The sequence below is a fragment of the Thioalkalivibrio sp. AKL7 genome, from assembly GCF_000381705.1.
Lineage (GTDB): Bacteria > Pseudomonadota > Gammaproteobacteria > Ectothiorhodospirales > Ectothiorhodospiraceae > Thioalkalivibrio > Thioalkalivibrio versutus.
Window position 1 is genome coordinate 24,837 of record NZ_KB906950.1, and the last position, 26,929, is coordinate 51,765.

Here is a 26,929-nt window from a genome sequence, read left to right on the forward strand (position 1 = left end):
CCGGCGCGATGCCGGGTCGGATCAGACGTTCTTGACCACCAGGACCGGGCAGTCAGCCCCGCCAATCACGCGCTCGGACACGCTGCCCATCAGCAGGCGCTTGAGCCCGGTACGCCCGTGGCTGCCGACCACCACCAGATCGCGATGGTCGCGCGCAGCGACCTCCAGCAGGGTAACCTCGGGGCGCCCCTCCTCGAAGGTCGCATCGGCCTCCAGCCCATTCTCGCGGGCCTCGCCCTGCAGACGCTGGATGGCCTGAACGCCCTCCTGACGCCGCTCCTCGTTCTGCCCCGGGACCGCCACGGACACGATCGTGATCGGAAGCTTGCAATAGCCGGCCAGCTCGATTGCGGCGCGCGCGGCCTGGTCCCCAAGGTCGGAGCCGTCGGTCCCCACCAGAAGCCCGCGATGCGGCGCCTGGGCGCCGCGCGGGACAATCATCACGTTGCAGGGTGCGAGTCCCACGACCTTGCGCGTGGCGTCACCCACCATCAGGCGCGAGAGGTCACCGCGATCGCGTCGGCCGATGACGATCAGCCCGGCCTTGAACTCCTCGGCAATGGCGACGATCTCCTGGTGCCGGTCGACCCCGTGGCGCAGGATCATGGAGGCATCGATGCCCACCTCGCGGGCGCGCTTTTCCAGTGCATCCAGATCGGTCTGGCCGGCAACGCTCGCCTCGTGGCTGCGCGGCGGAGACAACGCATCGTGCTGGGTATCGGTGCGGATAATCCGTGCGACGATCAGGCGCGCACCACAGCGCTGCGCCAGATCCAGCGCCACATTCTCGGCGGATTCGCTGAACTCGGAGCCATCCGTCGCCAGGACGATGGTCTCGAAACGGCACAGCGGGGCATCGGATTCGGACATGCTGGGGTCTCCACCTGGACTTTTTCCCAAGCATAACCGACATGCCGGCAAACGCCAGCACTCGGGGCCGCGCCGACCGAACCGCCAACCCGACGCCGGCGCATTTTTTGCGTCCGTGCCCGCGGGATGAAATAATCCCGCGCTTTCAAGGGAAAGGCGGAATCTGTTTCCTCCGACCCGCCTCGGCGCCTGCGCCCGGCGCGAGTCCCCTTTTTCGGCTTCTGGCCACGCGCCGTCCGGCGCGGGTCCTCAGGACACGACTGGAACATGGAAAACCTTACGCTGACCACCGAGATGATCGTGGTGCTTGCGCTGCTCGCGTTCACGATCTTCCTGTTTGTCTCCGAGATCATCCGGGTCGACCTGGCAGCGATCTCGGTGATGGTCCTGCTCGGCCTGCTGACGCTGGTGCCCGGACTCGGGATGCTGGTCGGCCAGGAAGAGCTGTTCAGCGGCTTCGCCTCCAATGCGGTGATCTCGATCATCGCGGTGATGATTATCGGCGCCGGCCTGGACAAGACCGGCGTGATGCACAAGGTGGCGGCGTTCATCATGCGCGTGGGTGGCACCACCGAAAAAAGCATCATCCCGACCGTCTCCGGAACCGTCGGCGTAATCTCCAGCTTCATGCAGAACATCGGCGCAGCCGCGCTGTTCATGCCGGTGATGAGCCGCATCTCCAATCGTCTGAACATCCCGCTGTCGCGCCTGCTGATGCCGATGGGCTTCGCCGCGATCGTCGGCGGCACCATCACCCTGGTCGGGTCCAGCCCGCTGATCCTGCTGAACGACCTGCTGCCGTCGGACATGGAACCGTTCCAGCTGTTCGACGTGACCCCGATCGGCCTGGCCCTACTGGCGACCGCCATCGTCTACTTCGTGCTGCTGGGCCGCTTCGTACTGCCGTCGGTCAAGAGCAAGGCCACCCAGCGCGAAAGTGCACAGGACTACTTCCAACGCGTGTACGGCCTGTCCTACGAGATCCATGAGCTGTTCGTCCCGGAGAACGACCCGATGGTTGGGCGCACGGTGGCCGAGATTGAGCGCGAGACCGGGATCGCGATCGTCGGCACCTACATGCGCGACGAGTTGCGCATGGCACCGTGGACCGGCTACGAGATCCAGGCCAACTCGCACCTGGCCGTGCTGGCCAGCCCGTCACGCATGGAAAAGCTGTGCGAGGGCACGCGCAAGCGTCCCAGCACCCATCTCGACGTGTTCGCCAACGCCCTGGACAGTGGGCGTTCCGGCGTCGCCGAGGTCGCCATCGCGCCGGGCTCGAACCTCGCCGGCAAGACGGTCACCGAACTGGCGATGCGCCAGACCTACGGCCTGTCGGTGATGCGCATCCAGCGCGGCAACGAGACCTACGGCGAGGGGCTGCGCGACATCCCCCTGGAACCGGGCGATATCCTGGTGGTGCACTGCACCTGGGAATCGCTGGCCCGGCTGGAGCAGGACCGCGATTTCGTGGTGATCACGTCGGACTATCCGCGCGAGGAACTGGTACCGTCCAAGGTGCCGCATGCACTGTTCTTCCTGGCGCTGACCGTGGGCCTGATCGTGTTCACCGACCTGATGCTCTCGGTCGCGCTACTGACCGGCGCACTGGGCATGATCCTGACCGGCGTCATCAGCCTCGACAACGCCTATCGCGCCGTCAGCTGGAAGACCGTCTTCCTGCTGGCGTCACTGATCCCGCTGGGCATGGCGGTGGAGAACACCGGAACCGCCGCCTGGATCGCGCAGAACACGCTGGAGATGCTGGGGACCGTACCGCCCTGGGTGCTGCAGGCGACGATCTTTGCCCTGGCCACGTTCTTCACGCTGGTCATGTCCAACGTCGGCGCGACCGTGCTGCTGGTGCCGCTGGCGATCAACTTCGCGATCGCCGCGCAGGCCGCGGGCATGGATGCCGACCCGCGCGTGTTCGCGCTGACCGTGGCGATCGCCACCTCGAATTCCTTCCTGATCCCGACCCACCAGGTGAACGCCCTGATCATGGGCCCCGGCGGCTATCGGGTGAAGGATTTCATGAAGGCGGGCGGCATCATGACCATCCTGTTCGCCGTGGTCGCCATGTTCATGCTCAACCTGATTTTCTAGTCTGTTAAACGCAACCTTTAGCAACCCGTTTGCAAGGAGAAATCCCATGTCCCAGAAGCATCCCGTGATTGCGGTGACCGGTTCCTCGGGTGCCGGCACCTCCACCGTCAAGCGCTCCTTCGAGTCCATCTTCCGTCGCGAGCAGATCAGCCCGGTTGTGATCGAGGGCGACAGCTTCCATCGCTATGACCGCAAGGCAATGAAGGAGGCGATGCAGAAGGCCGCCGCCGACGGCAACGATCACTTCTCGCACTTCGGCCCCGAAGCCAACCTGTTCGATCGCATCGAGGGGCTGTTCAAGACCTACGGCGAGACCGGCCAGGGCGAGAAGCGCTACTACCTGCACTCCGACGAAGAGGCCGCCGAGCACAACGAGCGCCTTGGCACCAACCTTGGACCGGGCGAGTTCACCCCCTGGGAAGAGATCCAGCCGGGCACCGATCTGATGTTCTACGAAGGCCTGCACGGCCTGGTCGTGAACGGCGAAGTCGACGCCGCGCAGCACGTGGACCTGGGTATCGGCGTGGTGCCGATCGTGAACCTCGAGTGGATCCAGAAGATCTTCCGCGACAACGCCGAGCGCGGCTATTCCGCCGAGGCGATCGTCGACACGATCCTGCGGCGCATGCCGGACTACGTGAACTACATCACCCCACAGTTCGGCTACACCGACATCAACTTCCAGCGCGTGCCGACGGTGGACACCTCCAACCCGTTCATCGCCCGCGCGGTGCCGACCCCAGACGAGTCGATGGTGGTGATCAGCTTCAAGGATCCGGCGAAGCTCGGCATCGACTTCCCGTACCTGCAGAACATGATCCCGGACTCCTTCATGTCCGATCCCAAGACCCTGGTGGTCCCGGGCGGCAAGATGAGCTTCGCGATGGAGGTCATTCTGGCCCCGATCATCCACGAGATGCTGTCGCGTCGCGGCTGATCCGCAAGCCCAAGAGAAGTTCCCAAGCCCCGCTCCGGCGGGGCTTTTTTCGTTCAAGGCCGGGCATTCCGCTAGGATTCGGGCTTTAACCAACAGGACGGAGTTGGCGTGTTCGGACTCTTCGGGCCACGGCCGGCCCAGCAAATGGAGCGCTTTCGCAGCCGTTACGACGGACGCTCGCTGATCGTGCACCAGGGTTTCAACGGAGACTGGCTGGAGGAGCTGATCAAGCAGCCGGGTGGCGGCGGGCACTTCCGCATGGACAGCCGGCCACTGCCGCGGCGGCGACCCACCCCGGTGGAATGGCTGGTACAGACCTACATCCTGCCGCTGGAGCTACCCCAGCCATTGTTTCTGGACGTACGCGAGGACGCCATCCTCGTGCGCCACCTGACGCGCGGGCAGCATGCCGTGCACCCCTCCGAGATCGCCTGGTTTCTGGAGGAACTGGACACTCGCCACCACGCCCGCCTGGTCTTCGCCGAAGACGGCGGCCTGCACGTGCACACCGGCCTGCCGGTCGACGACAACGAGGCCCTCAGCATGCTGGAGCATCTCGGTTTATGACCACACCCTTTCGCAGCGCGACCGCCCGTGGCGACGAGCCCGGGGCCCTGGCCACCACCCTGATCGCCGAGCTCGGCGAACAGCCGGTACGTGGCGATGATCAGGTACGCGTCGGCTTCATCTATCTCTCCGACCCCCTGAGCCGCCACGCCCGCAGCCTGCTGAAACACCTGCGCGAAGGCCTCGGGATCGATCACTTCGTCGGCGGCATGGCCATGGCGATCATCGGCCCGCGCGACGAGCTCTACGAGCAACCCGGTGTGACCCTGATGATCGGCGAGTTCCCGGCATCCAGTGTTCGGGTCATCTACCATCCGGTCCGTCGCTTCGAGGATCTGGTACAGGAACTGGACGGCTTCCTCGACCCGCAGACCCCGGGGCGTCTGATCCTGAATGCCGACCCCCAAACGGAGGGCCTGGAAGGCATACTGACCGAGATCGGCGAGCGGAGCGCCTGGTTCGCCACCGGGGGTGTCAACTCCGGCGAGCCCGGCGTGGTACAGATCGCCGACGGGGTCTCCGCCTCGGGCATCACCGGCCTGGCGCTGCGCGACGATGTCGCCATCGCCGCGCGCCACAGCCAGGGCTGCACACCATTGCCCGGCCAGCACGAGCTGACCGAGACCTGGCGCAACATCATCGTGCGCCTGGACGGGCAGCAGGCGCTGCCGGCATTCAAGGGCATCATCGGCGATGTCCTGTCGCGCGATCTGGAACGCGCGCTGGGCTACATCCTGGTCGGCTTTCCCATCGCCGGCTCGGATACCGGCGACTATCGCGTGCGCAACATCATCGGGGTGGACCTGGACCAGGAGGTCCTCGCGATCGGCGAGATGCTGGAACCGGGGTCGCAGATCCTGTTCGTGCGCCGCGACGGCCAGGCCGCCCGCGACGACCTCGAACGCATGCTGGAACAGGTGCGCGCCCAGGCACCCAACGGGATTCGCGGGGCGCTCTACGTCTCCTGTGTCGGGCGCGGACGCCACCAGTTCGGGCAGGAAGGCGCGGAGTTGGCTATCGTGCAAAAGGGACTGGGGGACGTACCCCTGGTCGGTTTCTTCGCCAATGGCGAGATCTTCGCCAACCGCCTGTACGGCTACACCGGGGTCCTGACCCTGTTCACCTGAAACGCACCCCACCACACCCCGGGAGAAGGCATGCAGTACCGCAAGCTGGGACATACCGATATCGAAGTCAGCCTGATCGGCCTGGGCACCATGACCTGGGGCGAGCAGAACACCGAGCGCGAGGCGCACGAGCAGCTCGACTACGCGCTGGGGCAGGGCGTGAACTTCATCGACGCCGCCGAAATGTACCCGGTGCCGCCGCGCGAAGACACCCAGGGCCTGACCGAGACCTATATTGGCAACTGGCTGGCGCAGCGCAAGAATCGCGGCCAGGTCGTGCTGGCCAGCAAGGTCGCCGGCCCCGGCATGATCGACTACCTGCGCGGCGGCCCCCAGCTGAACCGCGAGCACATCGAACAGGCCCTGAGCGACAGCCTCAAACGGCTGCAGACCGACTATCTGGACCTCTACCAGGTGCACTGGCCGGCGCGCGCGACCAACTTCTTCGGCCAGCTCGGTTACAGCCACCAGCCCGACGATAACGCCACGCCGATCGAGGAGACCGCCGCCGCCCTGAAGGCCATGGTCGACAGCGGCCGGGTGCGGACGATCGGCATCTCCAACGAGACCCCGTGGGGCTTCATGGAATGGATCCGCGCACATGACCGCGGCCTGTCCGAGCGCATTGTCTCCATCCAGAACCCCTACAACCTGCTCAACCGCAGTTTCGAGGCGGGCCTGGCCGAGATGGCCATCCGCGAGGACGCGGGGCTGCTGGCCTATTCGCCGCTGGCCTTCGGCATGCTCTCCGGCAAGTACCTGGACGGCGCCAAACCCGAGGGCGCGCGCCTGACCCTGTTCGAGCGCTTCCAGCGCTACAGCAACGAATCCGGCCTGGCCGCCACCGCCGAGTACGCCAGGCTCGCCGCCGAACACGGGCTGACCCCAACCCAGCTGGCACTGGCGTTCGTCAACCAGCAACCGTTCGTGACCAGCAACCTGGTCGGCGCGACCACTATGGAACAGCTGCGCGAGAACATCGCCACCGTCGACATCACCCTGTCCGACGCCGTGCTGGAGGCCATCGAGGCGATCCACGCCCGCTATACCTACCCCTGTCCGTAGGTCGGATCCGTTGCACCTGATCGATACGCACGTCCACCTGGACCTCGACGCGTTCGATCCGGACCGCCCGGCGGTGCTGGACCGGGCCCGCGCCGCCGGCGTGCGGGAGCTGGTCCTGCCCGGCGTCACGCGTGCCCGCTGGCCGGATCTGGACGCCCTGCACCGGCACTACGATGGTCTGCATGTCGCCTACGGTCTGCACCCAATCTTCCTGCAGGATCATGCCGATGACGACCTCGACGCGCTGGAGCCCTGGCTGGACGCGCACCCGGAGACCGTCGCCGTCGGCGAGATCGGACTGGACGGCTATCACCAGGAGCTCGACTGGGACCGTCAGTGGCGCTTCTATACGCGGCAACTGGCCATCGCCCGGGAACGCGAGCTGCCGGTGATCATCCACAGCCGCCGCGCGCTCGACGAGGTCCTGAAGGGCCTGCGCCAGCACCCGGGTATTACCGGCATCCTGCATGCCTTCATCGGGAGTCCGCAGCAGGCTCGGCAGGCGGCGGATCTCGGCTTTGCACTCGGGATCGGCGGACCCGTGACCTACGAGCGCGCGAAGAAACTGCACCGCGTGGTGCGCGACGCACCGCTGGAGGCGCTGGTGGTGGAGACGGACGCCCCGGACCAACCGCTGGCCGGACACCAGGGCGAGCGCAACGAACCGGCCATGACGGCCGAGGTCAACCGCCAGCTCGCGGCCCTGCGAGACATGGATCCGGCCGAGATGGCTATAATCACGTCACAAAACGCACGCCGGGTCCTCCGGCTCCCGACCGGTTCCGCTGCATGAGCTCGCCCGCCGACGCCCCGCACAATCCCTATACCGAACGCACGGATCTGCTGCTGGGGCATGACGTCACCGCGCGCCTGCGCGATCGGCATGTCTTCATCGCCGGACTGGGCGGTGTGGGCAGCTACGCGGCCGAGGCGATCGCGCGGGCCGGGGTCGGACGCATGACCTTGGCCGATCACGACGTGGTCGGGGCCTCCAACCTGAACCGCCAGCTCGTTGCGCTGCGCTCCACCGTGGACCGGCCCAAGACCGAGATCATGGCGAACCGCATCCGCGACATCGATCCCGGCATCGAGGTCACCATCCGCCAGGACTTCCTCCAGCCCGACACCATCGGCGACCTGGTCCCGGAGGATGCCGACTTCGTGCTGGACGCGATCGACTCCATCGTCTGCAAGGCCGCGCTGGTCGCGACCGCCCAGGCGCGCGGGCAGGGTGTGATCTCGAGCATGGGCGCGGGCGGGCGCATCGACCCGACGGCCGTGCGCGTGGGGCCGCTGGCCGATACCCGCGTGTGCCCGCTCGCGCGGCAGATGCGCAAGCGCCTGCGACGCCTGGGCGCGCACCTGGACTACCCCGTGGTGTTTTCCATCGAGCAGCCGCGCAAGGGCACCGAACACCGGCCGGTCGGCGACGGCGGGCGCCCGCGCTCGGTCAACGGCACCATCTCCTACCTGCCCGCGATCTTCGGCCTGACCGCCGCCGGCCACGTGATCCAGACCCTAATCACCCGCAGCTGACGCACACGAATCGAGTACAGCAACCCGTATCGACTCGTCATTGCGAGGCGCAACGCGCCGCGGCAACCGGCGAGGGGTACCCCCCCAGCCGCACCGCACCCGCAAGCCCTGGACAGCACCGCTACTCGTCGAACACGGCCTCGATGCGGGCCTGGATGTGCTGGTCAGCGTCCGGGCCGAACTGCGTAGTGGCGGGATCAAAGCGGTCGCAGAAGGCGTAGGCAAACTTCAGGTCTTTCACTCCGAGGGCACCGAACAGGCGTGCCTCGAAGGAATGATCCTCAGGGTTCTGGATCAGCGTAGGCCAGCCGTCCGCGCCCGGGGCCAGGGCAGGGCCGAAGAAGACCACGCCGGGCAGATTCTTCAGGCGCAGTGCACAGGTGCCATCGGTTACGCCGGCCATCGGGAGGAAGTCGATGGTGCGCGACAGGCGCTGCTTGCGGTTGAAGGCGATGTCGATCTCGCCCCCCGCCGCGCGGATCGCCGGGGCCTCGGCCTCGAACGTGAGGGTCTCCAGCCCCGCAGCGCGCCAGGCATCCAGATCCTGCGCCCCATGCCGGCTGGGCAGGAACAGGTACGCGGGCTTGCTGATGGCCCGGATCGCCTCCAGGAGCGACTCGGAATAGATCGGCGCGTTCACCAGGATGCCGCCGAGCTCGAGGTCGTCGATCAGCCACACGGCCGGTTCCGAATCGCCGATCCGGTAGATGGTCCGGTCACGCAGTTCGACCAGTGGGGCACTGATCACGGGTTCACTGGCCATCGGGCTTCTCCTTCGACAGGGTGGCGGGGCGAGGTTCGATCTCGGTCATGGTGGTCTCGATCCAGCTCTCGGCCTCGGACAGCACCTCGACCGGCTTGCGACCGGCGGTCTCGATTGGCGCCCCGATCACTACCTCGACGGTGCCGGGATAGCGCCGCAGACCCTTTTTCGGCCAGAAGCTCCCGCTGTTCAGCGCCACCGGCAGGACCGGGTAGCCGGTGCGCACTGCGAGCATCGCGCCGCCCTGACGGTAGCGCCCGTGTTCGCCCGGGGCCACGCGCGTGCCCTCGGGAAACACGATCACCCAGCGGCCCTGGTCCAGGCGCTGCTTGCCTTCGGCCACCAGGTTCTCCAGGGCCTGGCGTCCGCCCTCGCGATCAATCGGTACCGGATCGAGCATGGACAACGTCCAGCCGAACAGGGGGATCCGCATCAGTTCACGCTTGAGCACCCAGGTCTGCATGGGAAAGATCGCGACGAAGGCCACCGTCTCCCAGGCCGACTGGTGCTTGGACAGCACCACATGCGGGCGCGAGGGGTCGATGTGCTCGCGCCCGTGCACCCGGTAATCGATGCCGCAACTGACACGCAGCCACCAGATGTTGAACCGGCCCCACAGGGTCAGGACACGGTAGCGGACGGGGCGGGAAAACGGCCAGATCAGCGGCGGTACCAGCAGCCCGAAGACCAGGATGGAGCCGACGAGCCCCAGCTGGAACAGCAGACCTCGGATCAGGGGCAGCATCGCCCGGCCCTACCCCGTCGCCAGGCGGCCGATGTCGGCCACGGTCTCGAACGCGCGACGCAGTTCACGCAGCAGGGCCAGGCGGTTGCGCCGCTCGGCGGCGTCCTCGGCCATCACCATCACCTGGTCGAAAAAGGTGTCCACCCGATCGCGCAGGCCTGCCAGTTCGCCGAGGGCATGCAGGTAGTCACCATCGGCCACCGCCTGCTCGACCCCCGGGCGCACGGCCTGCAGGCCCTGGTACAGCTGACGCTCCTCGTCCAGCGCCAGGGCCTCCGGATCGAGTTCCGCCTCGGCCTCCTCGCCGGCCTTGCGCAGCAGGTTGTGGATCCGCTTGTTCGCGGCGGCCAGGGCCTCGGCCTCCGGGCGCTCGCGGAACAGGCTGACCGCGCGCACGCGGCGCACGAAATCCAGCGGGGCATCCGGCGCGACCGCGGCCACCGCCTCGATGGTCTCGTGCGCCTGCCCCTGTTCCAGCAGGTACCCGCGCAGGCGCTCGAGGATGTACTCGCGTACCGGTTCCACGGCCTGATCGGCCTCCGGAACGCGTTCGCGGATGGGCTCGGCGGCGGCCTGCAGCAAAGGGGTCAGGGCCAGCGGCAGTTCGCGCTCGACCAGGATGCGCACCAGCCCCAGCGCGGCGCGGCGCAGGGCGAACGGGTCCTTGGTGCCACTGGGCTGCTTGCCGATGGCGAAGATGCCGACCAGGGTGTCGAGACGATCGGCCAGCGCCAGCGCCTGGGCGAGCGGGGCGTCCGGCAGCTCGGAACCGGACTGACGCGGCCAGTAGTGCTGCTCGATCGCGGCGGCGACGGTCTCGTCCTCGCGATCGTGCAGGGCGTAATAGCGCCCCATGGTGCCCTGCAACTCGGTGAACTCGAACACCATCTGGGTGACCAGGTCGCACTTGGCCAGACGTGCGGCGCGCGCCGCGAGGGGCGCGTCCAGGCCCATCAGGCCGGCCAGGCGCTGCATCAGGGCCTCCAGCCGCATGGACTTGTCGCGCAGCGTACCCAGGCGCTTCTCGAACACGACCGAGTCCAGCGCCTCCAGGCGTTCCTCCAGGCGCTTCTTGCGGTCCTGCTGCCAGAAGAATTCGGCATCCGCGAAGCGCGGGCGCAACACGCGCTCGTTGCCGTCGCGCACCGCGTGCGGGTCGCGCGACTCGATGTTGCTGATCACGATGAAGTGCGGCTGCATGCGGCCGGCCTCGTCGACCACCGGGAAGTATTTCTGGTTGTCCTGCATGGTGGAGATCAGCGCCTCCTGCGGGACATCCAGGAAACGCGGATCAAAGCCGCCGGTCAGCGCCACCGGCCACTCGACCAGCGCGGTCACCTCGTCCAGCAGGTCCGCATCCACCAGCGCGCGCCCCCCCAGGGCCTTCGCCTGCTCGTGGACCTGCTCGAGGATGCGCTCGCGGCGCGCCTCGAAAGACGGCTCGACAAACCCCGGGCGACGCAGCCGCTCGGCGTAGTCGTTCCCGCGCTTGAGCTCCAGGGCGCCGGGCTGATGGAAGCGGTGGCCGTGGGTCTCCCGACCCGCTGTTTGTTCCAGCACGGTCATCTCCAGCACCTCGGGCCCGTGCAGTACGACCAGCCAGTGTGCGGGCCGCACGAACTCGGTACGGCTGCTGCCCCAGCGCATGCGCTTGGGTGTGGGCAGGGCGTCCAGCGCGGCCTCCAGCATCTCCGGCAGCAGTTCGCCGAGGGCGCGCCCCGGCTGCAGCTGGCGAAACACCAGGTAATCGCCCTTGTCGGTGGTCTCGCGCTCCAGGCGCTCGACCTCGACACCACAGGATCGGGCAAAGCCCAGTACCGCCTTGGTCGGCTCGCCGGCGTCGTCGAAGGCCGCGGCCACGGCCGGGCCGCGGCGCTCCTGCAGCTGGTCCGGCTGGCGCGCGGGTACGCTCGGGAACAACACGGCCAGGCGCCGCGGGGTGGCGAAGGCCTCGGGCTCGCCCGGCTCCAGCCCGGCCTCGCGCAGGCGGGTGGTCAGGCCCTCGGCCAGGGCGTCGCGCAGGCGCGCGAGGGCGGTCGGGGGCAGCTCCTCGGTGCCAAGTTCGATCAGGAGTTCGCGGGCTTCGGCCATGTCGGGTCCAGGTTGGGTCCAGTACGCGCCGCGCGGCCCAGGGGGCCCCCCGGCGCGGGATTGCGGGATTCAGGCGGCGTCGGGCTTGTTCGCGTCGTCTTCGGCACACAGCGGGAAGCCCAGGGCCTCGCGCGACTCGTAGTATTTCCGGGCGACGTTCCGCGACAGCTCACGCACGCGCAGGATATAGCGCTGGCGCTCGGTGACCGAGATCGCGCCACGCGCATCCAGCAGGTTGAAGCTGTGCGAGGCGCGCAGCATCTGCTCGTAGGCCGGCAATGGCAGGCCCAGCTCGATCATGCGATCGCTCTCGGTCGCGTGCTGATCGAACGCGGCGAACAGGGCGTCGCGGTCGGCGTGCTCGAAGTTGTAGGTGGACTGCTCCACCTCGTTCTGGTGGTAGACGTCACCATAGGTGATCGCGCGGCCGTCCGGGCCGTTGGTCCAGACCAGGTCGTAGACGCTCTCCACACCCTGCAGGTACATCGCCAGGCGCTCGAGGCCGTAGGTGATCTCGCCGGAGACCGGGTGGCAGTCGAGCCCGCCGACCTGCTGGAAGTAGGTGAACTGGGTCACCTCCATGCCGTTGAGCCAGACCTCCCAGCCCAGCCCCCAGGCGCCCAGCGTCGGGGACTCCCAGTTGTCCTCGACGAAGCGGACGTCGTGGGTCAGGGTGTCGAACCCGAGCGCCTCCAGCGAGCCCAGGTAGAGCGCCTGGATGTCCGGCGGCGAGGGCTTCAGCAGGACCTGAAACTGGTAGTAGTGCTGCAGACGGTTGGGGTTGTCGCCGTAGCGCCCGTCGGTCGGGCGGCGGCTCGGCTGCACGTAGGCCGCACGCCACGGCTCCGGCCCGATGGAGCGCAGGAAGGTTGCCGGATGGAAGGTCCCCGCGCCCATCTCCATGTCGTAGGGCTGCAGGACCACGCAGCCATGATCGTTCCAGTAGTCCTGCAGGCGGCGGATCAGGTCCTGGAAGGTCGGACTGCTGGGCGGGGTGCGTTCTTGCGACATGCGGGATCCCGGGTCAGGGCAAAGCCGACAGTATATCGGCCCGGCTTCGGCCACGGCCACCGCTCGCGTTGGCGCGGGCGTTTTGCATGCAGCCGAAGCGCGCCCATACTGGGGCCTTGATTCTGTTCGGGAGAGCGGCCCTGAGCGACCCCCTCGCCAATTCCGGACCTTCGGACACGCCGGAGAACGACCAACGCTATCGCGATACCCGCCGGGTCACGCTAGTGGGCGCGGCCGTGAACGGCTTCCTCGCCGTGGCGCAGCTCGTCAGTGGCTGGCTGCTGAACTCGCAGGCCCTGGTGGCGGACGGCGTGCATACCCTGTCGGACCTGATCACCGACGGGGTGGTGCTGTTCGCGGCGAGCAAGGCGGCCGCCTCCCCCGATCAGGAACACCCCTACGGTCACGCGCGGATCGAGACCCTGGCCACGGTGATCGTCGGGGTCTTTCTGGCGCTCGCGGGTCTGGCGATTGCCTGGGCTGCCGGCAACCGCCTGGTCGAGCCCGAGGCCATGACCGGCCCCGCAAACATGGCGATCGCCTTTGCCCTGCTGACCCTGGTGGCCAAGGAAGGCCTGTATCAGTACACCCACCGGGTGGCCAAGCGCCTGCGCTCGCGGATGCTGGATGCCAATGCCTGGCACCATCGCACGGACGCGATCTCGTCGCTGTTCGTGCTGGTCGGGGTCGGTGCGGCGGTAGCCGGGTTCCCGTGGGCGGATGCCCTGGCCGCGCTGATCGTCGCGCTGTTCATCCTGCATATCGCCGGGCGCCTGATCGTGCGTAGCGCGGCGGAGCTGATCGACACGGCCCTGGAGCCGGAGAAGGTCGAGCGCATCCACCGCACGATCATGGATGTGCCCGGGGTCAAGGATGCGCACATGCTGCGCACCCGCCGCCACGGCAGCGAAGTCGTCGTGGACGTGCATATCCAGGTCGCGCCGATGATCTCGGTCTCCGAGGGTCATCGGATCGCCGATGCGGTGTTCCACGCGGTGACCGACGAACACGAGCGGGTGAACGACATCACCGTGCACGTGGATCCGGAAAACGACGCGGAACAGGCCCGGAGTTCCATGCTGCCGCTGCGCCCGACGCTGGTGGAGGCCCTGCGCGAGGCCTGGGCCGATACCCCGGAGCTGGATGCGGTGGAGCACATGTCGCTGCATTATCTCGGCGGTCGGGTACACATGACGCTGACCCTGCGCCTTGACGGGGCAGCCGCCCCGGCAGACCTCGAGGCCCGCGCCCAGGCCCTGGCCGACCGGCTACACCGCCATCCCGGGGTAGGCGACATGCTGGGCGAGGTCACGCTACTCTATCGGCCCTGCACCCATTAGGTGCGCGCCAACAACAATGCGCACGAAACTTGTGCAGACAAAGCACCAGATTGGTGCACCCAGGATGCGGCGGGGCGCCCCGGGTGCCCGTTTTTCGCGCGCCCGGGCCAAACAGGACCGGATGGCATGATGCCTGCATAATGAACCGCGACGCCGCGCAAGCGCCCGACGGGCCGGCCGGCCACCTTTGAATACCCAAGTAAAGACCAAGGAGATCCCCATGTCCGCAGCCGACGTGCTGAACCAGATCAAGGAAAAGGAAGTTCGCTTCATCGACTTCCGTTTTACCGACTCCAAGGGCAAGGAACAGCATGTGACCGTGCCGGCCCACGACATCGACGAAGAGACCTTCGAGGAAGGCAAGATGTTCGACGGCTCGTCGATCGCCGGCTGGAAGGGGATCAACGAGTCCGACATGATCCTGATGCCGGACGCCGAGTCCGCGGTCCTCGATCCGTTCTTCGAAGACATGACCATGAACATCCGCTGCGACGTGGTCGAACCGGCCACCATGCAGGGCTACGACCGCTGCCCGCGCTCCCTGGCGCGCCGCGCCGAGGCCTACCTGCAGAGCACCGGCATCGCCGACACCGCGCTGTTCGGACCGGAGAACGAATTCTTCATCTTTGACGATGTGAAGTGGGGCACCACCCTGTCCGGCTCCTACTGCCGCGTGGATTCCCAGGAGGCCTCCTGGAACTCCGAGCGTGTCTACGAGGACGGCAACATCGGTCACCGCCCGGGCGTGAAGGGCGGCTACTTCCCGGTCCCGCCGGTCGACAGCCTGCACGACATCCGCTCCACCATGTGCGAAGTGATGACCGAGATGGGCCTCGAGACCGAGGTGCACCACCACGAGGTGGCGACCGCCGGCCAGTGCGAGATTGGCGTGGGTCCCGCGACCCTGACGCAGAAGGCCGACGAGGTGCAGATCCTGAAGTACGTGATCCAGAACGTGGCCCACGTCCACGGCAAGACCGCGACCTTCATGCCCAAGCCGATCGTCGGTGACAACGGCTCCGGCATGCACGTGCACCAGTCGCTGTCCAAGGACGGCAAGAATCTGTTCTCCGGTGACCTGTATGGCGGCCTGTCCGAGACCGCGCTGTACTACATCGGCGGGATCATCAAGCACGCCCGCTCGCTGAATGCCTTCACCAACCCGTCCACCAACAGCTACAAGCGTCTGGTACCGGGCTTCGAGGCGCCGGTCATGCTGGCCTACTCCGCCCGCAACCGCTCCGCCTCGCTGCGTATCCCGTTCGTGATGAACCCGAAGGGCCGTCGCGTCGAGCTGCGCTTCCCGGACTCCACCGCCAACCCGTATCTCGCCTTCGCGGCGATGCTGATGGCCGGCCTGGATGGCATCCAGAACAAGATCCACCCGGGCGACGCGATGGACAAGAACCTCTACGACCTGCCGCCGGAAGAAGAGAAGGGCATCCCGCAGGTCTGCCATTCGCTGGACCAGGCGCTGGAAGCCCTGAACCAGGATCGCGAGTACCTGACCCAGGGTGGCGTGTTCACCGACGACATGATCGATGCCTACATCGACCTGAAGATGGAAGACGTCACGCAGATGCGCATGACCACCCATCCGATCGAGTTCGACATGTACTACAGCCTGTAAGGCCGCCGCTTCCGGCCCCTCGGGGCCGCGAAGCTATCAGCCGCCCCCGGCCCCTGGCCGCGGGCGGCTTTTTTGTGGCTGTCGCGCACGATCCGTGCGCAGCCGGTAACGGATGAGGGCGTCCACCGCCTGTCGAGACCCCGACCGGCCCTGTTGGCCAGAACGAAAAAGGCCCCACGGATCCTGGTCCGCGGGGCCTTCTGGGTCACTCGAGGCTTGCGCCCGTGATCAGGCGTGCCAGCCGAACTCCTCGGCCTTTTGCCGCGCCAGCGCCGGGATGTCGGTGGCGACGAACTGGGCGTGCAGCACCTGGACCCCGATCATGTGGTTGATCACCGCGTCCAGCTGAACCTGGGTGGCGGCCGGCGTGTCCTCGGACTCGTGCAGCTCGAACACCTGACGCACGCCCTCCGGGTCCAGCAACCCGGCCTCGGCGACCTTCTCCGGGGACAGATAGCGATCGGCCAGGGCCTTCATCGCCGCCCACTTGACCGGGTCGGTGTGCGCGGGCGGCGCCATGAAGGCGAACTTCTCGCGCTCGTAGAGCACCTTCGGCAACAGGCCCTTCATCGATTCGCGCAACACGTACTTCTCGGTGGAGCCCTTGATGCGCATGGTCGGCGGCAGGTGGGCGGCGAACTCGGCCAGGTGGTGATCGAGGAACGGCGGACGCGCCTCCATCGAATTGGCCATGTCCATGCGGTCGCCGCCCCAGGTCAGGATCTGGCCCTCCAGCATGGTCTTGATCCAGACGTACTGAGCCTTGTCCAGCGGATGCCGGCCTTCCAGCATGTCGTCATCCAGGGCGTTGGCGATCGCCTTGCCCGGCTTGTAGTCCTGCATGCGCTCGCGGCGCTTCGGGTGCAGCAGGCCCGGCACGTGGTCGGCCGCGGCCAGCCACGGCTGCAGGCAGGACGGGGTGAAGCCCATCATCTGCGTGAAGTCGGGGTCGTTGACCTCGTCCTCGGCCAGCATCGCACCAGAGACCAGCTCGTTGGACTCGTTCAGCATCTGCTGCCAGGCCTGGCGGTCGGCCTCCGGCAGGGTATCCAGGCCGTGCAGGAACATGTCGCGGCGGAAGGCCGGATAGCCGCCGAACAGCTCGTCCGAACCCTCGCCGGTGACGACGACCTTGTAGCCGGCCTTGTTCACGTGGCGGCTCATCAGCAACTTGGCGACACCCAGGGTGTTGTAGATGGTGCGCTCGGCGTGCCAGAGGGCCTCTTCGAAGTTGTCGTAGAGGTGGTTGGCGTCCAGGGTCATGATGTCCTGGTCGGCACCCACGCTCTCGGCCATCTCGCGGGCGATCGCGGTCTCGTCATAGTCGTCGTTGTCGAAGCCGATGGTGAAGGCCTTGACCGGCGCCTGCTGGCTGGCCGAGGCCAGCCCCAGGGTGATGCAGGAGTCGATCCCGCCGGAGAGGTAACAGGCGACCGGCACGTCGGCCTCCAGGCGCAACTGCACCGCCTCCATGAGCTGGTCGCGCACGCCCTCGATCCAGTACGCCTCGTCGGTCTCGCTCTCGGGCGGGCGCTCGGAGGCCAGCGGGAAGTCCATGTCCCAGTACTTCTCCTGGCGGATCTTCAGCTTCCCGTGGGCGCGCTCGACGATCACCATGTGGCCGGGCTTCACCTGCTGGATGTCCTCGAAGGCGGTGGTGCCGGGCACCATGGTCTGCATCAGCTGGTGGTAGAGGCCGTCATCGGAAAACTGGCGCGGCACATCGGGGTTGGCGAACAGCACCTTCAGCTCGGAGCCAAACACGAAGCTGCCGTTGGCCTCGGTGAAGTACAGCGGCTTGATGCCGAAGCGGTCGCGGATCAGTATCAGCCGGTCGTGCTTGCGGTCGTACAGCGAGATCGCGAACTCGCCACGGAAATGCTTGACCGCGTCCTCCAGCCCTTCGCGCTGGTACAGGTGCATGACCATCTCGGAGTCGCTCTTGGTGCGGAACTTCACCCCGCGCGAGGTGAGATCGGTGCGGATGCGCTTGTAGTCGTACAGCTCGCCGTTGACCGCGGTCATGATCTCGCCGCTGTCCATGCAGAACGGCTGACGGCCGCGGTTCTCGTCCAGGTCGATGATCGACAGACGCGCATGGGAAAAGCCCACACCGCGGTCATCCTGGGTGCGGTAACCGAAGCCGTCGGGGCCGCGGTGATACTGGATCGCGGCCATGTTGACCAGGGTTTGCGGGTCGACCTTGCGGGTCGGGTCGGCGTGAAAGATTCCTGCAATGCCACACATGGCATGTCTCCTTGGTTATCCGTTCGGGGCGAGCGGGGCGCGGGCCGGGCAGGCCCGGCGCGCCACGCCGCTCGCGGTTCAACTAAAAGGCGGCGTCAGCCGTCCGGGGTATCCATCACCGCGCTGATGCGGCGTACCACCGTGGTCAGCAGCGCCATGCGCACGAATACGGCCCCGCGGGCCTGGGCGAAATACCAGTTGTGCGGGGTGGCATCGAGGTCGGTGGAGAGCTCTTCACCTCGCGCCAGCGGATGCAGAACCACTGCGCCCTCCTTCAGCGGGGAGTGGCGATCCAACTTCAGCCCCTCGCCCATCGCCTCGAAGGTGTCACCCACCCAGGCGATCGCGTTGATGTACACGACATCCAGATCCGGCAGCGCCGGGTCCAGGTCGTGCACCACGCGTAGCGAGATCCCGGCCTCTTCCAGTTCCTCGCGCTGACCCGGATCGAAATTCTCGTCCTCGCGCGAGACGAGCACGATCTCGTCGATCGCCTGCGGGAACAGGCTCAACAGGCGCAGCAGGGAGCGCACCGTGCGCATGCGCGAGGGCACCCCGATGATGCCGACCTTGATGCGCTGCTCCGGGGCCACCTCGCCGGTGAACAGCTCCGGGCGCCACTTGGCCAGGGCGTAGACGTCCGCCAGCGCCTGGGTCGGGTGTTCGTCGATCCCGTTGCCGGCGTTCACCAGCGGGATGCGCAGGTTCTCCAGCATGTTGTGCGCGGCCTCGCCGTCGGAGGAGCGCAGGACCAGCACATCACCGTAGTTGTTGAACATCTCGGCGATGTCCGCCAGCGATTCGCCCTTGGCAATACCGGTGCTCTTGGGGTCGGTAATCGACATGACCGAGCCGCCCAGGCGGTGCCAGGCACTCTCGAACGACAGCCGCGTGCGCGTGGACGGCTCGTAGAACGCGCTGATCAGGATCTTGCCCGCCAGCGGCAGGTGCATCAGCGCCGGCGTGGTCTCGTACTGCGCCGCCAGGCGGAACAGCTGCAGCAGCTCGTCGCGCGAGAACTGCTGGCTGGAGACCACATGCGAGGCCGCCAGCTTGAGAAGCGGGTCCGGGTCTTCCTCCACCGCCGCCAGCAACGCCTTCGGCCGGTCGGTACCGGCGGCGCCGTCTTTCGGGTGGAGCACATGCAGGGGATCTTCGGTGTAGTTCACCAGAGGCATCCTTTTTTCCAGTCGCGGATAAACAGGGCAATCAGCAGGATCGGGGTCAGCGTCGCCACCAGTGTGGCGATGATCACGATCACGGACAGGGCTGTAATGGAGATCGTCATGCGACCACCTCGCCGTCCGGACGGGCCAGGCGGCCCCAGTCGAATGGCCGCGGCATCAACCAGGTGCTCAGCACCATCACGGCCAGCGAGACAGCGGCCCCGACCAGCGCGGCCACATAGAACCCAATCAGGAAGTAGCTGGCCAGGCCAATGCCCGACCCCAGTATCATCGACCAGGCCGCGCCCTGCGGGTTCGCCCGCTGCCAGTACAGCCCGGCAACGATCGGCCAGATCGCGGAGGCCACGAAGGCGCCGGTGAAGTACAGAAGCTCGGCCAGCGAGCCGACGATCGGCAGCTCGCCGCGGTAACTGGCCGCCAGCCAGGTCACGAGGCCCAGGAGCACCACGATCACCTTGGTCGCGTGGAACTGGTGCTGTTCGCTGGCCTGCGGGCGGATGTGGCCGCGGTAAATGTCGCGGGTCACCAGGTCCGAGGTGGCCGCCAGCAGCGAGTCGAGACTGGAAGCGAGCGCGGCGAACACCACGATGAACACCACGATCGCCCCGGTCAGGCCCAGCACCTCGGCGGCCACCAGCGGCCCGACCATGTCCGCGGCGGGCACGTTGAGGCCCAGCGCTGGCGTGGCCAGGGCGATGAAGCCGGCCACGATCGGGATTGGCAGCCACAGCAGGCCGCCAAAGAGGTAGGCCCGGAAGCCCACGTTGCGGCCGAAGGCGAAGGCGCGCGACCACCAGACATTGGAGTGGAAGATCTCGCCGACGCCAAACAGCAGATTGTTGAACAGGAACATGATCGCGGCCGGGAACAGCAGGTTCAGCAGCTCCGGGCGCTCTTCCATCAGGTTGAAGTGGATCGCCTCGAAGCCGACCTTGTCGATGGTCAGCCAGGCGATGAACGCCGCACCGGCGATGATGATGACGGTCTGGATGAAGTCGGTCCCGATCACCGCGCGCAGGCCGCCCAGCAGGGTGTAGAGCACGCAGACGGTCAAAATCACGGTCATGCCCACGCGGTAGTCGATGCCGGCCAGGGCGTTGATCAGCACCCCGCCAGCCATCGCCATCGAGACCAGCCAGCCGAAGGCGTAGATCAGTGACACCACCAGGAACACCCGCCAGGTGAATTTGCCGTAGCGCAGCCGGATGAAGTCGCCGGAGGTAAAGCCCTCGGGCATCAGTTCGCGGATGCGCCGCGCCAGCGGCGCGAACAGGATCAGGCCCAGCGCACCCAGCGAGTAGCCGAGCATGCCCCAGACGCCCAGTTGCAGCGCCAGCTGCGGGGCCGTCATCGTGGTGTTGGCGGTGACCCAGGTGGCCATCGCGGTGGCGGTGGCCAGCGCCAGGCCAACGTTGCGCCCCGCCAGCATGTGATCCTCGGCGGTCTTGTTGCGACGACCCAACCACCAGCCCAGCACCACCCAGAGGACGCTGAACGCCGCCAGCAGCCCCCAGGCGATGGAGGTCGGGAGGATCGGGTCGTCGAGACCGGTCACGAAGCCTCCTGCACCTTCTTGATCTCGCGGATCGCCTCGTCGGTGGTCATCACGCGGGCGTAGCGGTCCTTGATGGTCGTGAGCGTGGCCTTCTGCATCTCCGGCGTCACCGTGGCCGTGGCGTCGTCCATCAGGGTGACATAAAAGCCCAGGTCGCAGGCATCCCGCACGGCGGTGGAGACGCACTCGTTGGAATACACGCCCACGATGAACAGCGCGCTGATGTTCAGGTTGCGCAGGATGTAGTGGAGGTTGGTGGAGTTGAAGACCCCGCTGGCGGTCTTGTCCAGCACGATCTCGTCCCCGACCGGGGCCACCTGCTCGACGAACTCGGCATCCTTGGAGCCGGGGGCCGCATGCAGGTTCAGGCGCTTGTGGCCCGGGCTGCGGTCGCGGCCATCATGCGTCAGCGAGCGGATGCGGGTATGGATCACCTCCAGCCCCTCTTCGCGGAAGGCGTCCTGCAGGCGGCGCACATTGGGCAGCACCGTCTGCTCCAGGCGATTGAAGTAATACTCCTGGGCCTCCAGCGGCACGCCAGAGTCGGCGGAGTTCGCGAACACGCCGTGGCCGCGCGCGGCATCCAGATACTGCAAGTCGATGCACAGCAGGGCGACATGGTGCTCCCGCAACTCCTGACGCAGCACCGGCGTGGTGATCAGGCTTTCCTGGTACTGCTCGCGCAGCGGATCCAGGGAGTCGTAGTCGGTCAACTGGGTGACGTTGTCGTGTTCGGCCATTCCGGGCGCTTCCTCTCGTCGCGATTTATTGCCGAGCGGCCAACGCCAGGGCACTTTGCAGGGTCAGATTGGCGCCGGTCTCGATGTCTTCCCAGTTTGTCCATTCCGCGGCGGAATGGCTACGCCCCTGCAGGCTCGGCACGAAGATCATGCCGGTGCGGGTGATGCGGCTCATGCTCTGGGTATCGTGGGCTGCACCGCTGGGCATGGTGATGTACTCCAGCCCCATGCGTTCGGCCTGCGCCTCGATGGTCTGCACAACGCCGGGGTCACAGCGCACCGGATCGATCTCGGAGAGGACGTCGAACTCGAACATCAGGTCGCGTCGGCGCGCCAGACTGGACAGGGTGCGCCGGGCCGCATGGGCCAGCGCGGTCAGGACCTTCTCGTCGGTGTCGCGCACCTCGAAGGAGAAGGTCGCCATGCCCGGCACGGTATTCGCCGCCCCCGGTGCCAGCTCCACGCGGCCGATGGTGGCGCGCGAGTTCGGGCTGCCGTGCTCCTCGATCAGGCGATTGATCTCGCCGCCGAACTCCGCCAGGCCCTGGAAGGGATCGATACGCATGTCCATCGGCGTGGTGCCGGCGTGGTTGGGCTGGCCCTTCAGGCGCACCTCCCACTTGAACAAGCCGGTGATCGCCTCGACCACCCCGACACTGAGGCCGCGCCGGTCCAGCACCGGGCCCTGCTCGATGTGGGTCTCGATGAAGGCATGCAGGCTGTGCGGATCGCGCCGCGCGGCCAGCGCGTCGTCGGCGTTCAGCCCCCAGTTGGCCATGGCCTCGACCAGGGTCACGCCTTCGAGATCCCGCGCATGGCTGATGCTCTCCGGGGTCAGCTTGCCGGCCATTGCCTGCGAGCCGAACATGCCGCCGAAACGGCCCTCCTCGTCGGTGAAGTCGATCACCTCGAGCGGGTACGCGAGGTCGACCGCGTTCTCCTTGGCGGTGCGCAGCACCTCCAGCCCGATCAGCACGCCCAGCGCCCCGTCCAGCGGACCCCCACCGGGCACCGTATCCAGGTGCGAACCCATGGCCACTACCGGGCGCTTGCCGTCGTAGTCGAGGCGCCCGTGCAGGTTGGCGGCACCGTCCTGCCAGACATCCAGGCCGGCGGCCTCGAGGCGCCCGCGAAACCACTCGCGCCCGGCGCGGTCGCCGTCGCTGAACGCGCGACGATGCAGGCCCCGGTCGGCATCGCGGCCGATCTGCGCGAGATCGTTGATGTCCTGCTGCAGGCGCTGCATGTTGATCTTGAGATCCGTCATGGATACCTCCGAAAGCGGGCCCACCCCGGATCACGCGAGAACGTTAGCTCGACACGGATCGGCAGGGCTGGACCAAGTGAATCAGCTGCGCGGACGCCCGCGCAGGATGGCCCCGATCAGGACCAGAAAGACGACCGCGCCCACGGCAAAAAAACCGAAGGCTCGGGCCAGGCTGTGATGCTCCACCGACACCATGGCTTGATCGGCCCAGGCGTCCGGATCGGCATCCGCGGCGCGCAGGCGAAACCGGTAGTCACCATCGGGCAGGCCGCTGATGACCGTGCTGCTATCGCCGCCCTGATAGAGGATGCGCGCATCCGCGTGGTCGGGACCCGAGGCCTGCTCCAGTACCACGGGCGCATCTGCCTCCCACGCCAGGGTGAAGCCGCCATCCGTTGAGCGCTCGGGTGGCGCATCAAACGTGGGCTGCGCACCCGCCGCCAGTGGAAGGCAGAGAAGAAACGGCAGCAGCACGCGAAACAATCGCATCAGGGCCTCCGCGGCAGACGGTTCAGGACTTGCCGTCGAACGGCTGCAGGCCGGCCTTGGGCTCGGTGGTATTCATCGCCTCGACCAGCAGGTCCAGGCCCTGGTCCAGGTCCACGAGACGTCCCTTCGGCAACGACTGCAGGGCGCGGTTCAGTTCGCCCTGCGGGGCGGCCGGCGCCCTCTCCAGCAGTTCCAGCCCGGCATCGGTGACGTAGAGCCGGACGATGCGCTGGTCCTTTTCCGGGCGCCGGCGCTCGATCAGACCCCGGTGTTCCAGCTTGTCCAGAAGATTGGACGTGGTGGAGGCATGCACCGATAGCCGGCGCGACAGGTCGCTGACGTTCAGTCCCGGCGTGCGCTGCAACTCCCACAACGCCCACAGCTGCGAGGCGCTGATGCCACAGGCGCGCTCCACCGACCGCGAATGCCCCTGCAGGGCGCGGATGATCACGCGCAGCTGGCGGATCACCGACCGCGCGACATCCGGCTCGGCCGGCGCACCGGCAGGGGTGCCGGATTCATCCTGGGGTGCCTGGTGCACGGCTTGGGTGGAGGTCATGAAAACTTCTCGCAATAAATCATTCGTCTATTTATTTTTGTACAAAAATAGTTTTATTGCAACTCGAGGTCGAACTGGCGAAATCGCGCCACGGGCTCTAAACAAGTGAGTTGGGGTGCCTGCCCCGGCGAGAAACCCGCCTCCCCGCCGGGTGCGAGACGCGCGACCGAAGGGCCCCGAACCCTCGGGGCCACAAGGAGGAACACGGGACGGGTGTGGTGGTCACACCACAGTGCGCCGAGCTCGCGTATCTTGTTTACAACGAATTAGAAACTGCTTATAAACGTTGCCGGCTACGATCAAGACGCACAAACGCGCATTCCGTGTCCGCCCAGGATGGCCTCTGGCGCCACCCGAACCGCCCGACCAGAGAGGATCGCAATGAAGAAGACGATGAGCTGGACCCTGGCACCCCTTTCCGGTGCCGTCGCCCTGGCCCTGTTCCTGGGCCCGAATGTCGCTGCCGCGGAATACGACAGCATCCAGGTCGGCAACCTGTCGATCGGCGGCGCCCTGCGCGCAAACTATGTGGTCGGTGACTACCCCGACTCTGATCGCCGCTCGTGGGACAAGGGCGGCAACTTCCTGCTGGACACCGCCCGGATCAATCTCGATTACGAAAATGGCCCCTGGCTCGGGAAACTGGAGTACCGCTGGTACGACGGCTACAACATGCTGCACACCGGCTGGGCGGGCTACAACTTCGAGAACGAGAGCCAGCTGCAGGTCGGCGTGAACCGCGTCCCCTTCGGCCCGGGGCCCTACGGTGTCTCCCAGAGCTGGTTCTTCGACCAGCATTACTATGTCGGCCTGTCCGATGACATGGACCTCGGCGTGAAGTACTCCATGCCGATGGGTGACTGGACCTGGGACTTCGGCTACTACGCACGGGATGAAGGAAACTATTCCGGCGATACCGAGGACAGCTCGCGGTACTCCTACGATGTCGTCAACGAATCCGGTGACGGCTACGAAGAACGCAACCAGTTCAATGTCCGCGGTATCTACAGCATCCCGAACGCCAATGCCGATGTCGGCTTCTCGGCGCAGTACGGCGAGCTGAAGAGCAGGGGCCCGCAAAGTGACGGGGACCACTACGCAGTCTCCGGCCATATGGTCAACAACTGGGGCAACTGGACCCTGGCCAGCCAGCTGACCTATTACAAGTTTGACGTCGACGAGAACCAGCCGCTGGGCACAGACAAGCTCGTTCAGATGGGCGCCTACGACTTCCCTAACACCGTGGCTGCCGAGGGCTGGATTCCGGCCGTTTCGCTCAGCTACTACAAGGAAACCAGCAACATCCCATGGCTGGATTACGTGATCCCCTACGCCGAGGTCTCCTCCATCGTGAAGAGCGAGAGCGACTTCAACAACAGCGATCTACTGGTTCTAGGGGCGGCCTGGGCGCGGGGTAACTGGTACATCTACACCGACCTGGCCTACTCCAACGGTAACGAGTTCGTGGGCGGTAACCGTCGCGGCGACAACCCGTTTGGCGATCGCCTTGGGGCCAACGAGGAAGACAACTGGGAAGCCCGAGTGAACATCAACTTTGGTTACTACTTCTAAGCCGTACGGGCAAGGCCGTCACCAGGCGGCCATCCGCCGAACCCGAGCCCGTGCCGTCTGGTGCGGGCTTTTTTGTGCCCGCCGAAAGCCACTCGGATCAGGTGCGGCTACTCGCGAGCGGACGCCGGCGAGGTGTCTGGTCGACCGGGCTGGGGCATACGGTCGGGGTTGGCCCAGCGCATCAGGGCGAAGGCGAGCAGGATGGTGGGGATGCCGATCAGGGCGGAGCTGGCGAAGAACCAGACCCAGCCGATGTGTTCGGCCAGCACCCCGGTGAAGCCGGCGAGGAATTGCCCCGGCAGGGTCATGATGGAGCTGAACAGGGCGTACTGGGTGGCGGTGTAGGCGCTATTGGTCAGACTGGAGAGATAGGCGATGAACACCGAAATCGCCATGCCACCGGAGAGGTTGTCGGCCATGATCGCGAACACCAGCCCATAGGTCTCGGGCCCGAGCGTCGCCAGCCAGGAGAAGGTGAGGTTGGTCAGCGGCGCCAGGATCGCGGTCGCGATCAGCATGCGCATGATGCCGAAGCGCACCACCAGCAATCCGCCCAGGGCCGCACCGGCCAGGGTCATGGCCAGGCCGAAGGCGGCGGCAATATTGGCGATCTCTTCCTTGGTGAATCCGATGTCCAGATAGAACGGGTTGGCCATCACCCCCATGAAGATGTCGCTGATGCGAAAGACCGCGATAAACGCGATAACAACGAGGGCGATGCGGCCGAAACGCTGCCAGAACTCGACAAAGGGGCAGACCACCGCGCCGATGACCCAGGCCTTGAGGTCCCGCCACCAGCCGGTATCCGAGGTGTTGTTGAGGTAATGGACCACGCGATCCTCGAGCCGGGCCGTGGCAGCATCGCGTTTCGCGACCTCGGGCTCGCGCACGATCAACGTGCAGACGACACCTACCAGCATCAACGCGGCCATGGCGGCATAGGACAGGCTCCAGCTACCGACGGCGGCGATGTGCAGCGCCCCGGCCCCCGCGGTCAGCAGTGCGACGCGATAGCCGAACACGTAGGCCGCCGCCATGGCGCCCTGGCGCTCCTGGCTGACGGCCTCGATGCGATAGGCGTCGATGGCGATGTCCTGGGTGGCGGCGCCAAAGGCGGTGAGCACGGCCAGGACCGCAACCAGCCAGAGCTGTTCGACCGGGTCGGTCAGGGCGATGCCGACCAGCCCGAGGATGATCACGGCCTGGGCGAACAGCATCCACGCGCGGCGGCGCCCGAATACGCGGGTCAGGAGCGGCAGGGCCAGGCGGTCGACCACCGGTGCCCAGAACACCTTGATACTGTAGGCCATGCCGACCCAGGACAGGAAGCCGATGGAGGCCAGCTCCACCCCGAGATCGCGCAGCCAGGCGGTGAAGGTCCCGCCGGTCAGCAGCAGCGGCAACCCCGCGGCGAAGCCGAGGAACAGCATCCCGATGACCCGTGGGTGGCGGTAGACCGCCAGCGCCGCGCGCCAGTCGCGGCTCGGGGGACGCTGCGCTTCAGCGACTCCGGTCATGCGCGAAC

General features: G+C 66.7%; 24 protein-coding genes. 10 read left to right on the plus strand and 14 right to left on the minus strand.

What is annotated here, in order from left to right:
* Positions 1-21 precede the first annotated feature (21 nt).
* Entirely contained in the window at positions 22-870 is an 849-nt protein-coding gene (locus G315_RS0107135; protein ID WP_018144893.1) for a universal stress protein, read from the minus strand.
* A 267-nt stretch (positions 871-1,137) separates the two neighbouring features.
* Here G315_RS0107135 and G315_RS0107140 point away from each other — a divergent pair, with 267 nt between their 5' ends.
* The 7 genes from G315_RS0107140 (at position 1,138) to G315_RS0107170 (ending at position 8,208) form a co-directional block, all read left to right on the plus strand.
* A complete protein-coding gene (locus G315_RS0107140) occupies positions 1,138-2,976 on the plus strand; it encodes an SLC13 family permease (protein WP_018144894.1) in 1,839 nt (612 codons plus the stop codon).
* Between the two features lie 46 nt (positions 2,977-3,022).
* Positions 3,023-3,913 (plus strand): phosphoribulokinase, encoded by an 891-nt coding sequence (locus tag G315_RS0107145; RefSeq protein ID WP_018144895.1) that lies wholly within the window; start codon positions 3,023-3,025, stop codon positions 3,911-3,913.
* Positions 3,914-4,021: 108 nt separating this feature from the next.
* Positions 4,022-4,480 carry a hypothetical protein gene (locus G315_RS0107150; protein ID WP_018175893.1) on the plus strand — a complete coding sequence of 153 codons (459 nt, stop codon included), beginning with the start codon at positions 4,022-4,024 and terminating at the stop codon, positions 4,478-4,480.
* Positions 4,477-5,607 carry an FIST C-terminal domain-containing protein gene (locus G315_RS0107155; RefSeq protein WP_019612209.1) on the plus strand — a complete coding sequence of 377 codons (1,131 nt, stop codon included), beginning with the start codon at positions 4,477-4,479 and terminating at the stop codon, positions 5,605-5,607. Before G315_RS0107150 ends, G315_RS0107155 begins: the two co-directional genes overlap by 4 nt.
* 30 nt (positions 5,608-5,637) lie before the next feature.
* The gene (locus G315_RS0107160; protein WP_019612210.1) at positions 5,638-6,672 is read left to right on the plus strand and encodes an NADP(H)-dependent aldo-keto reductase; all 1,035 of its coding nucleotides are present in this window, start codon (positions 5,638-5,640) and stop codon (positions 6,670-6,672) included.
* 10 nt (positions 6,673-6,682) lie between these two features.
* Positions 6,683-7,465 carry a TatD family hydrolase gene (locus tag G315_RS0107165; RefSeq protein ID WP_019612211.1) on the plus strand — a complete coding sequence of 261 codons (783 nt, stop codon included), beginning with the start codon at positions 6,683-6,685 and terminating at the stop codon, positions 7,463-7,465.
* Complete coding sequence (locus G315_RS0107170; protein WP_019612212.1) at positions 7,462-8,208, plus strand: ThiF family adenylyltransferase; 747 nt, start codon at positions 7,462-7,464, stop codon at positions 8,206-8,208. The genes G315_RS0107165 and G315_RS0107170 overlap by 4 nt, the downstream gene beginning before the upstream one ends.
* A gap of 121 nt (positions 8,209-8,329) precedes the next feature.
* Here G315_RS0107170 and G315_RS0107175 read toward each other — a convergent pair whose 3' ends face one another.
* From G315_RS0107175 to glyQ, 4 genes are all read right to left on the minus strand, one after another.
* Entirely contained in the window at positions 8,330-8,971 is a 642-nt protein-coding gene (locus G315_RS0107175) for a hypothetical protein (RefSeq protein WP_019612213.1), read from the minus strand.
* Positions 8,961-9,716 (minus strand): 1-acyl-sn-glycerol-3-phosphate acyltransferase, encoded by a 756-nt coding sequence (locus G315_RS0107180; RefSeq protein WP_019612214.1) that lies wholly within the window; start codon positions 9,714-9,716, stop codon positions 8,961-8,963. Before G315_RS0107180 ends, G315_RS0107175 begins: the two co-directional genes overlap by 11 nt.
* Before the next feature lie 9 nt (positions 9,717-9,725).
* Entirely contained in the window at positions 9,726-11,807 is a 2,082-nt protein-coding gene (gene glyS, locus G315_RS0107185; protein ID WP_019612215.1) for a glycine--tRNA ligase subunit beta, read from the minus strand.
* A gap of 69 nt (positions 11,808-11,876) precedes the next feature.
* On the minus strand, positions 11,877-12,818 hold the full coding sequence (glyQ, locus tag G315_RS0107190; RefSeq protein WP_018175901.1) for a glycine--tRNA ligase subunit alpha: 942 nt from the start codon (positions 12,816-12,818) through the stop codon (positions 11,877-11,879).
* An 86-nt stretch (positions 12,819-12,904) separates the two neighbouring features.
* Between glyQ and G315_RS0107195 the strand changes: the two genes are divergently transcribed.
* Entirely contained in the window at positions 12,905-14,158 is a 1,254-nt protein-coding gene (locus G315_RS0107195; RefSeq protein WP_018144905.1) for a cation diffusion facilitator family transporter, read from the plus strand.
* Between the two features lie 220 nt (positions 14,159-14,378).
* Positions 14,379-15,788, plus strand: coding sequence for a glutamate--ammonia ligase (gene glnA, locus G315_RS0107200; RefSeq protein WP_018144906.1), 1,410 nt, complete (start codon positions 14,379-14,381; stop codon positions 15,786-15,788).
* A 228-nt stretch (positions 15,789-16,016) separates the two neighbouring features.
* On the opposite strand, the gene asnB is transcribed toward glnA, so the two are convergent.
* From asnB to G315_RS0107240, 8 genes are all read right to left on the minus strand, one after another.
* Entirely contained in the window at positions 16,017-18,035 is a 2,019-nt protein-coding gene (gene asnB / locus G315_RS0107205) for an asparagine synthase (glutamine-hydrolyzing) (RefSeq protein WP_018144907.1), read from the minus strand.
* Positions 18,036-18,130: 95 nt separating this feature from the next.
* Positions 18,131-19,213 (minus strand): aspartate carbamoyltransferase, encoded by a 1,083-nt coding sequence (locus tag G315_RS0107210; protein WP_018144908.1) that lies wholly within the window; start codon positions 19,211-19,213, stop codon positions 18,131-18,133.
* A complete protein-coding gene (locus G315_RS14795; RefSeq protein ID WP_018144909.1) occupies positions 19,201-19,323 on the minus strand; it encodes a hypothetical protein in 123 nt (40 codons plus the stop codon). The genes G315_RS0107210 and G315_RS14795 overlap by 13 nt, the downstream gene beginning before the upstream one ends.
* Entirely contained in the window at positions 19,320-20,777 is a 1,458-nt protein-coding gene (locus G315_RS0107220; protein ID WP_018144910.1) for a sodium:solute symporter family protein, read from the minus strand. The genes G315_RS14795 and G315_RS0107220 overlap by 4 nt, the downstream gene beginning before the upstream one ends.
* Positions 20,774-21,517, minus strand: a complete 744-nt coding sequence (locus G315_RS0107225) for a cysteine hydrolase family protein (RefSeq protein ID WP_018144911.1) — start codon at positions 21,515-21,517, stop codon at positions 20,774-20,776. Before G315_RS0107225 ends, G315_RS0107220 begins: the two co-directional genes overlap by 4 nt.
* Before the next feature lie 25 nt (positions 21,518-21,542).
* On the minus strand, positions 21,543-22,784 hold the full coding sequence (locus tag G315_RS0107230; protein ID WP_018144912.1) for a Zn-dependent hydrolase: 1,242 nt from the start codon (positions 22,782-22,784) through the stop codon (positions 21,543-21,545).
* Positions 22,785-22,865: 81 nt separating this feature from the next.
* Entirely contained in the window at positions 22,866-23,273 is a 408-nt protein-coding gene (locus G315_RS0107235) for a hypothetical protein (RefSeq protein ID WP_018144913.1), read from the minus strand.
* A 22-nt stretch (positions 23,274-23,295) separates the two neighbouring features.
* Positions 23,296-23,832, minus strand: coding sequence for a MarR family winged helix-turn-helix transcriptional regulator (locus G315_RS0107240; protein WP_018144914.1), 537 nt, complete (start codon positions 23,830-23,832; stop codon positions 23,296-23,298).
* Between the two features lie 381 nt (positions 23,833-24,213).
* On the opposite strand from G315_RS0107240, the gene G315_RS0107245 reads away from it, so the two are divergent.
* Positions 24,214-25,404 carry a hypothetical protein gene (locus G315_RS0107245; RefSeq protein ID WP_018144915.1) on the plus strand — a complete coding sequence of 397 codons (1,191 nt, stop codon included), beginning with the start codon at positions 24,214-24,216 and terminating at the stop codon, positions 25,402-25,404.
* 107 nt (positions 25,405-25,511) lie between these two features.
* Here the strand turns inward: G315_RS0107245 and G315_RS0107250 are convergent, their stop codons facing one another.
* The gene (locus G315_RS0107250; RefSeq protein ID WP_018144916.1) at positions 25,512-26,921 is read right to left on the minus strand and encodes an MFS transporter; all 1,410 of its coding nucleotides are present in this window, start codon (positions 26,919-26,921) and stop codon (positions 25,512-25,514) included.
* Between the last annotated feature and the right edge of the window lie 8 nt (positions 26,922-26,929).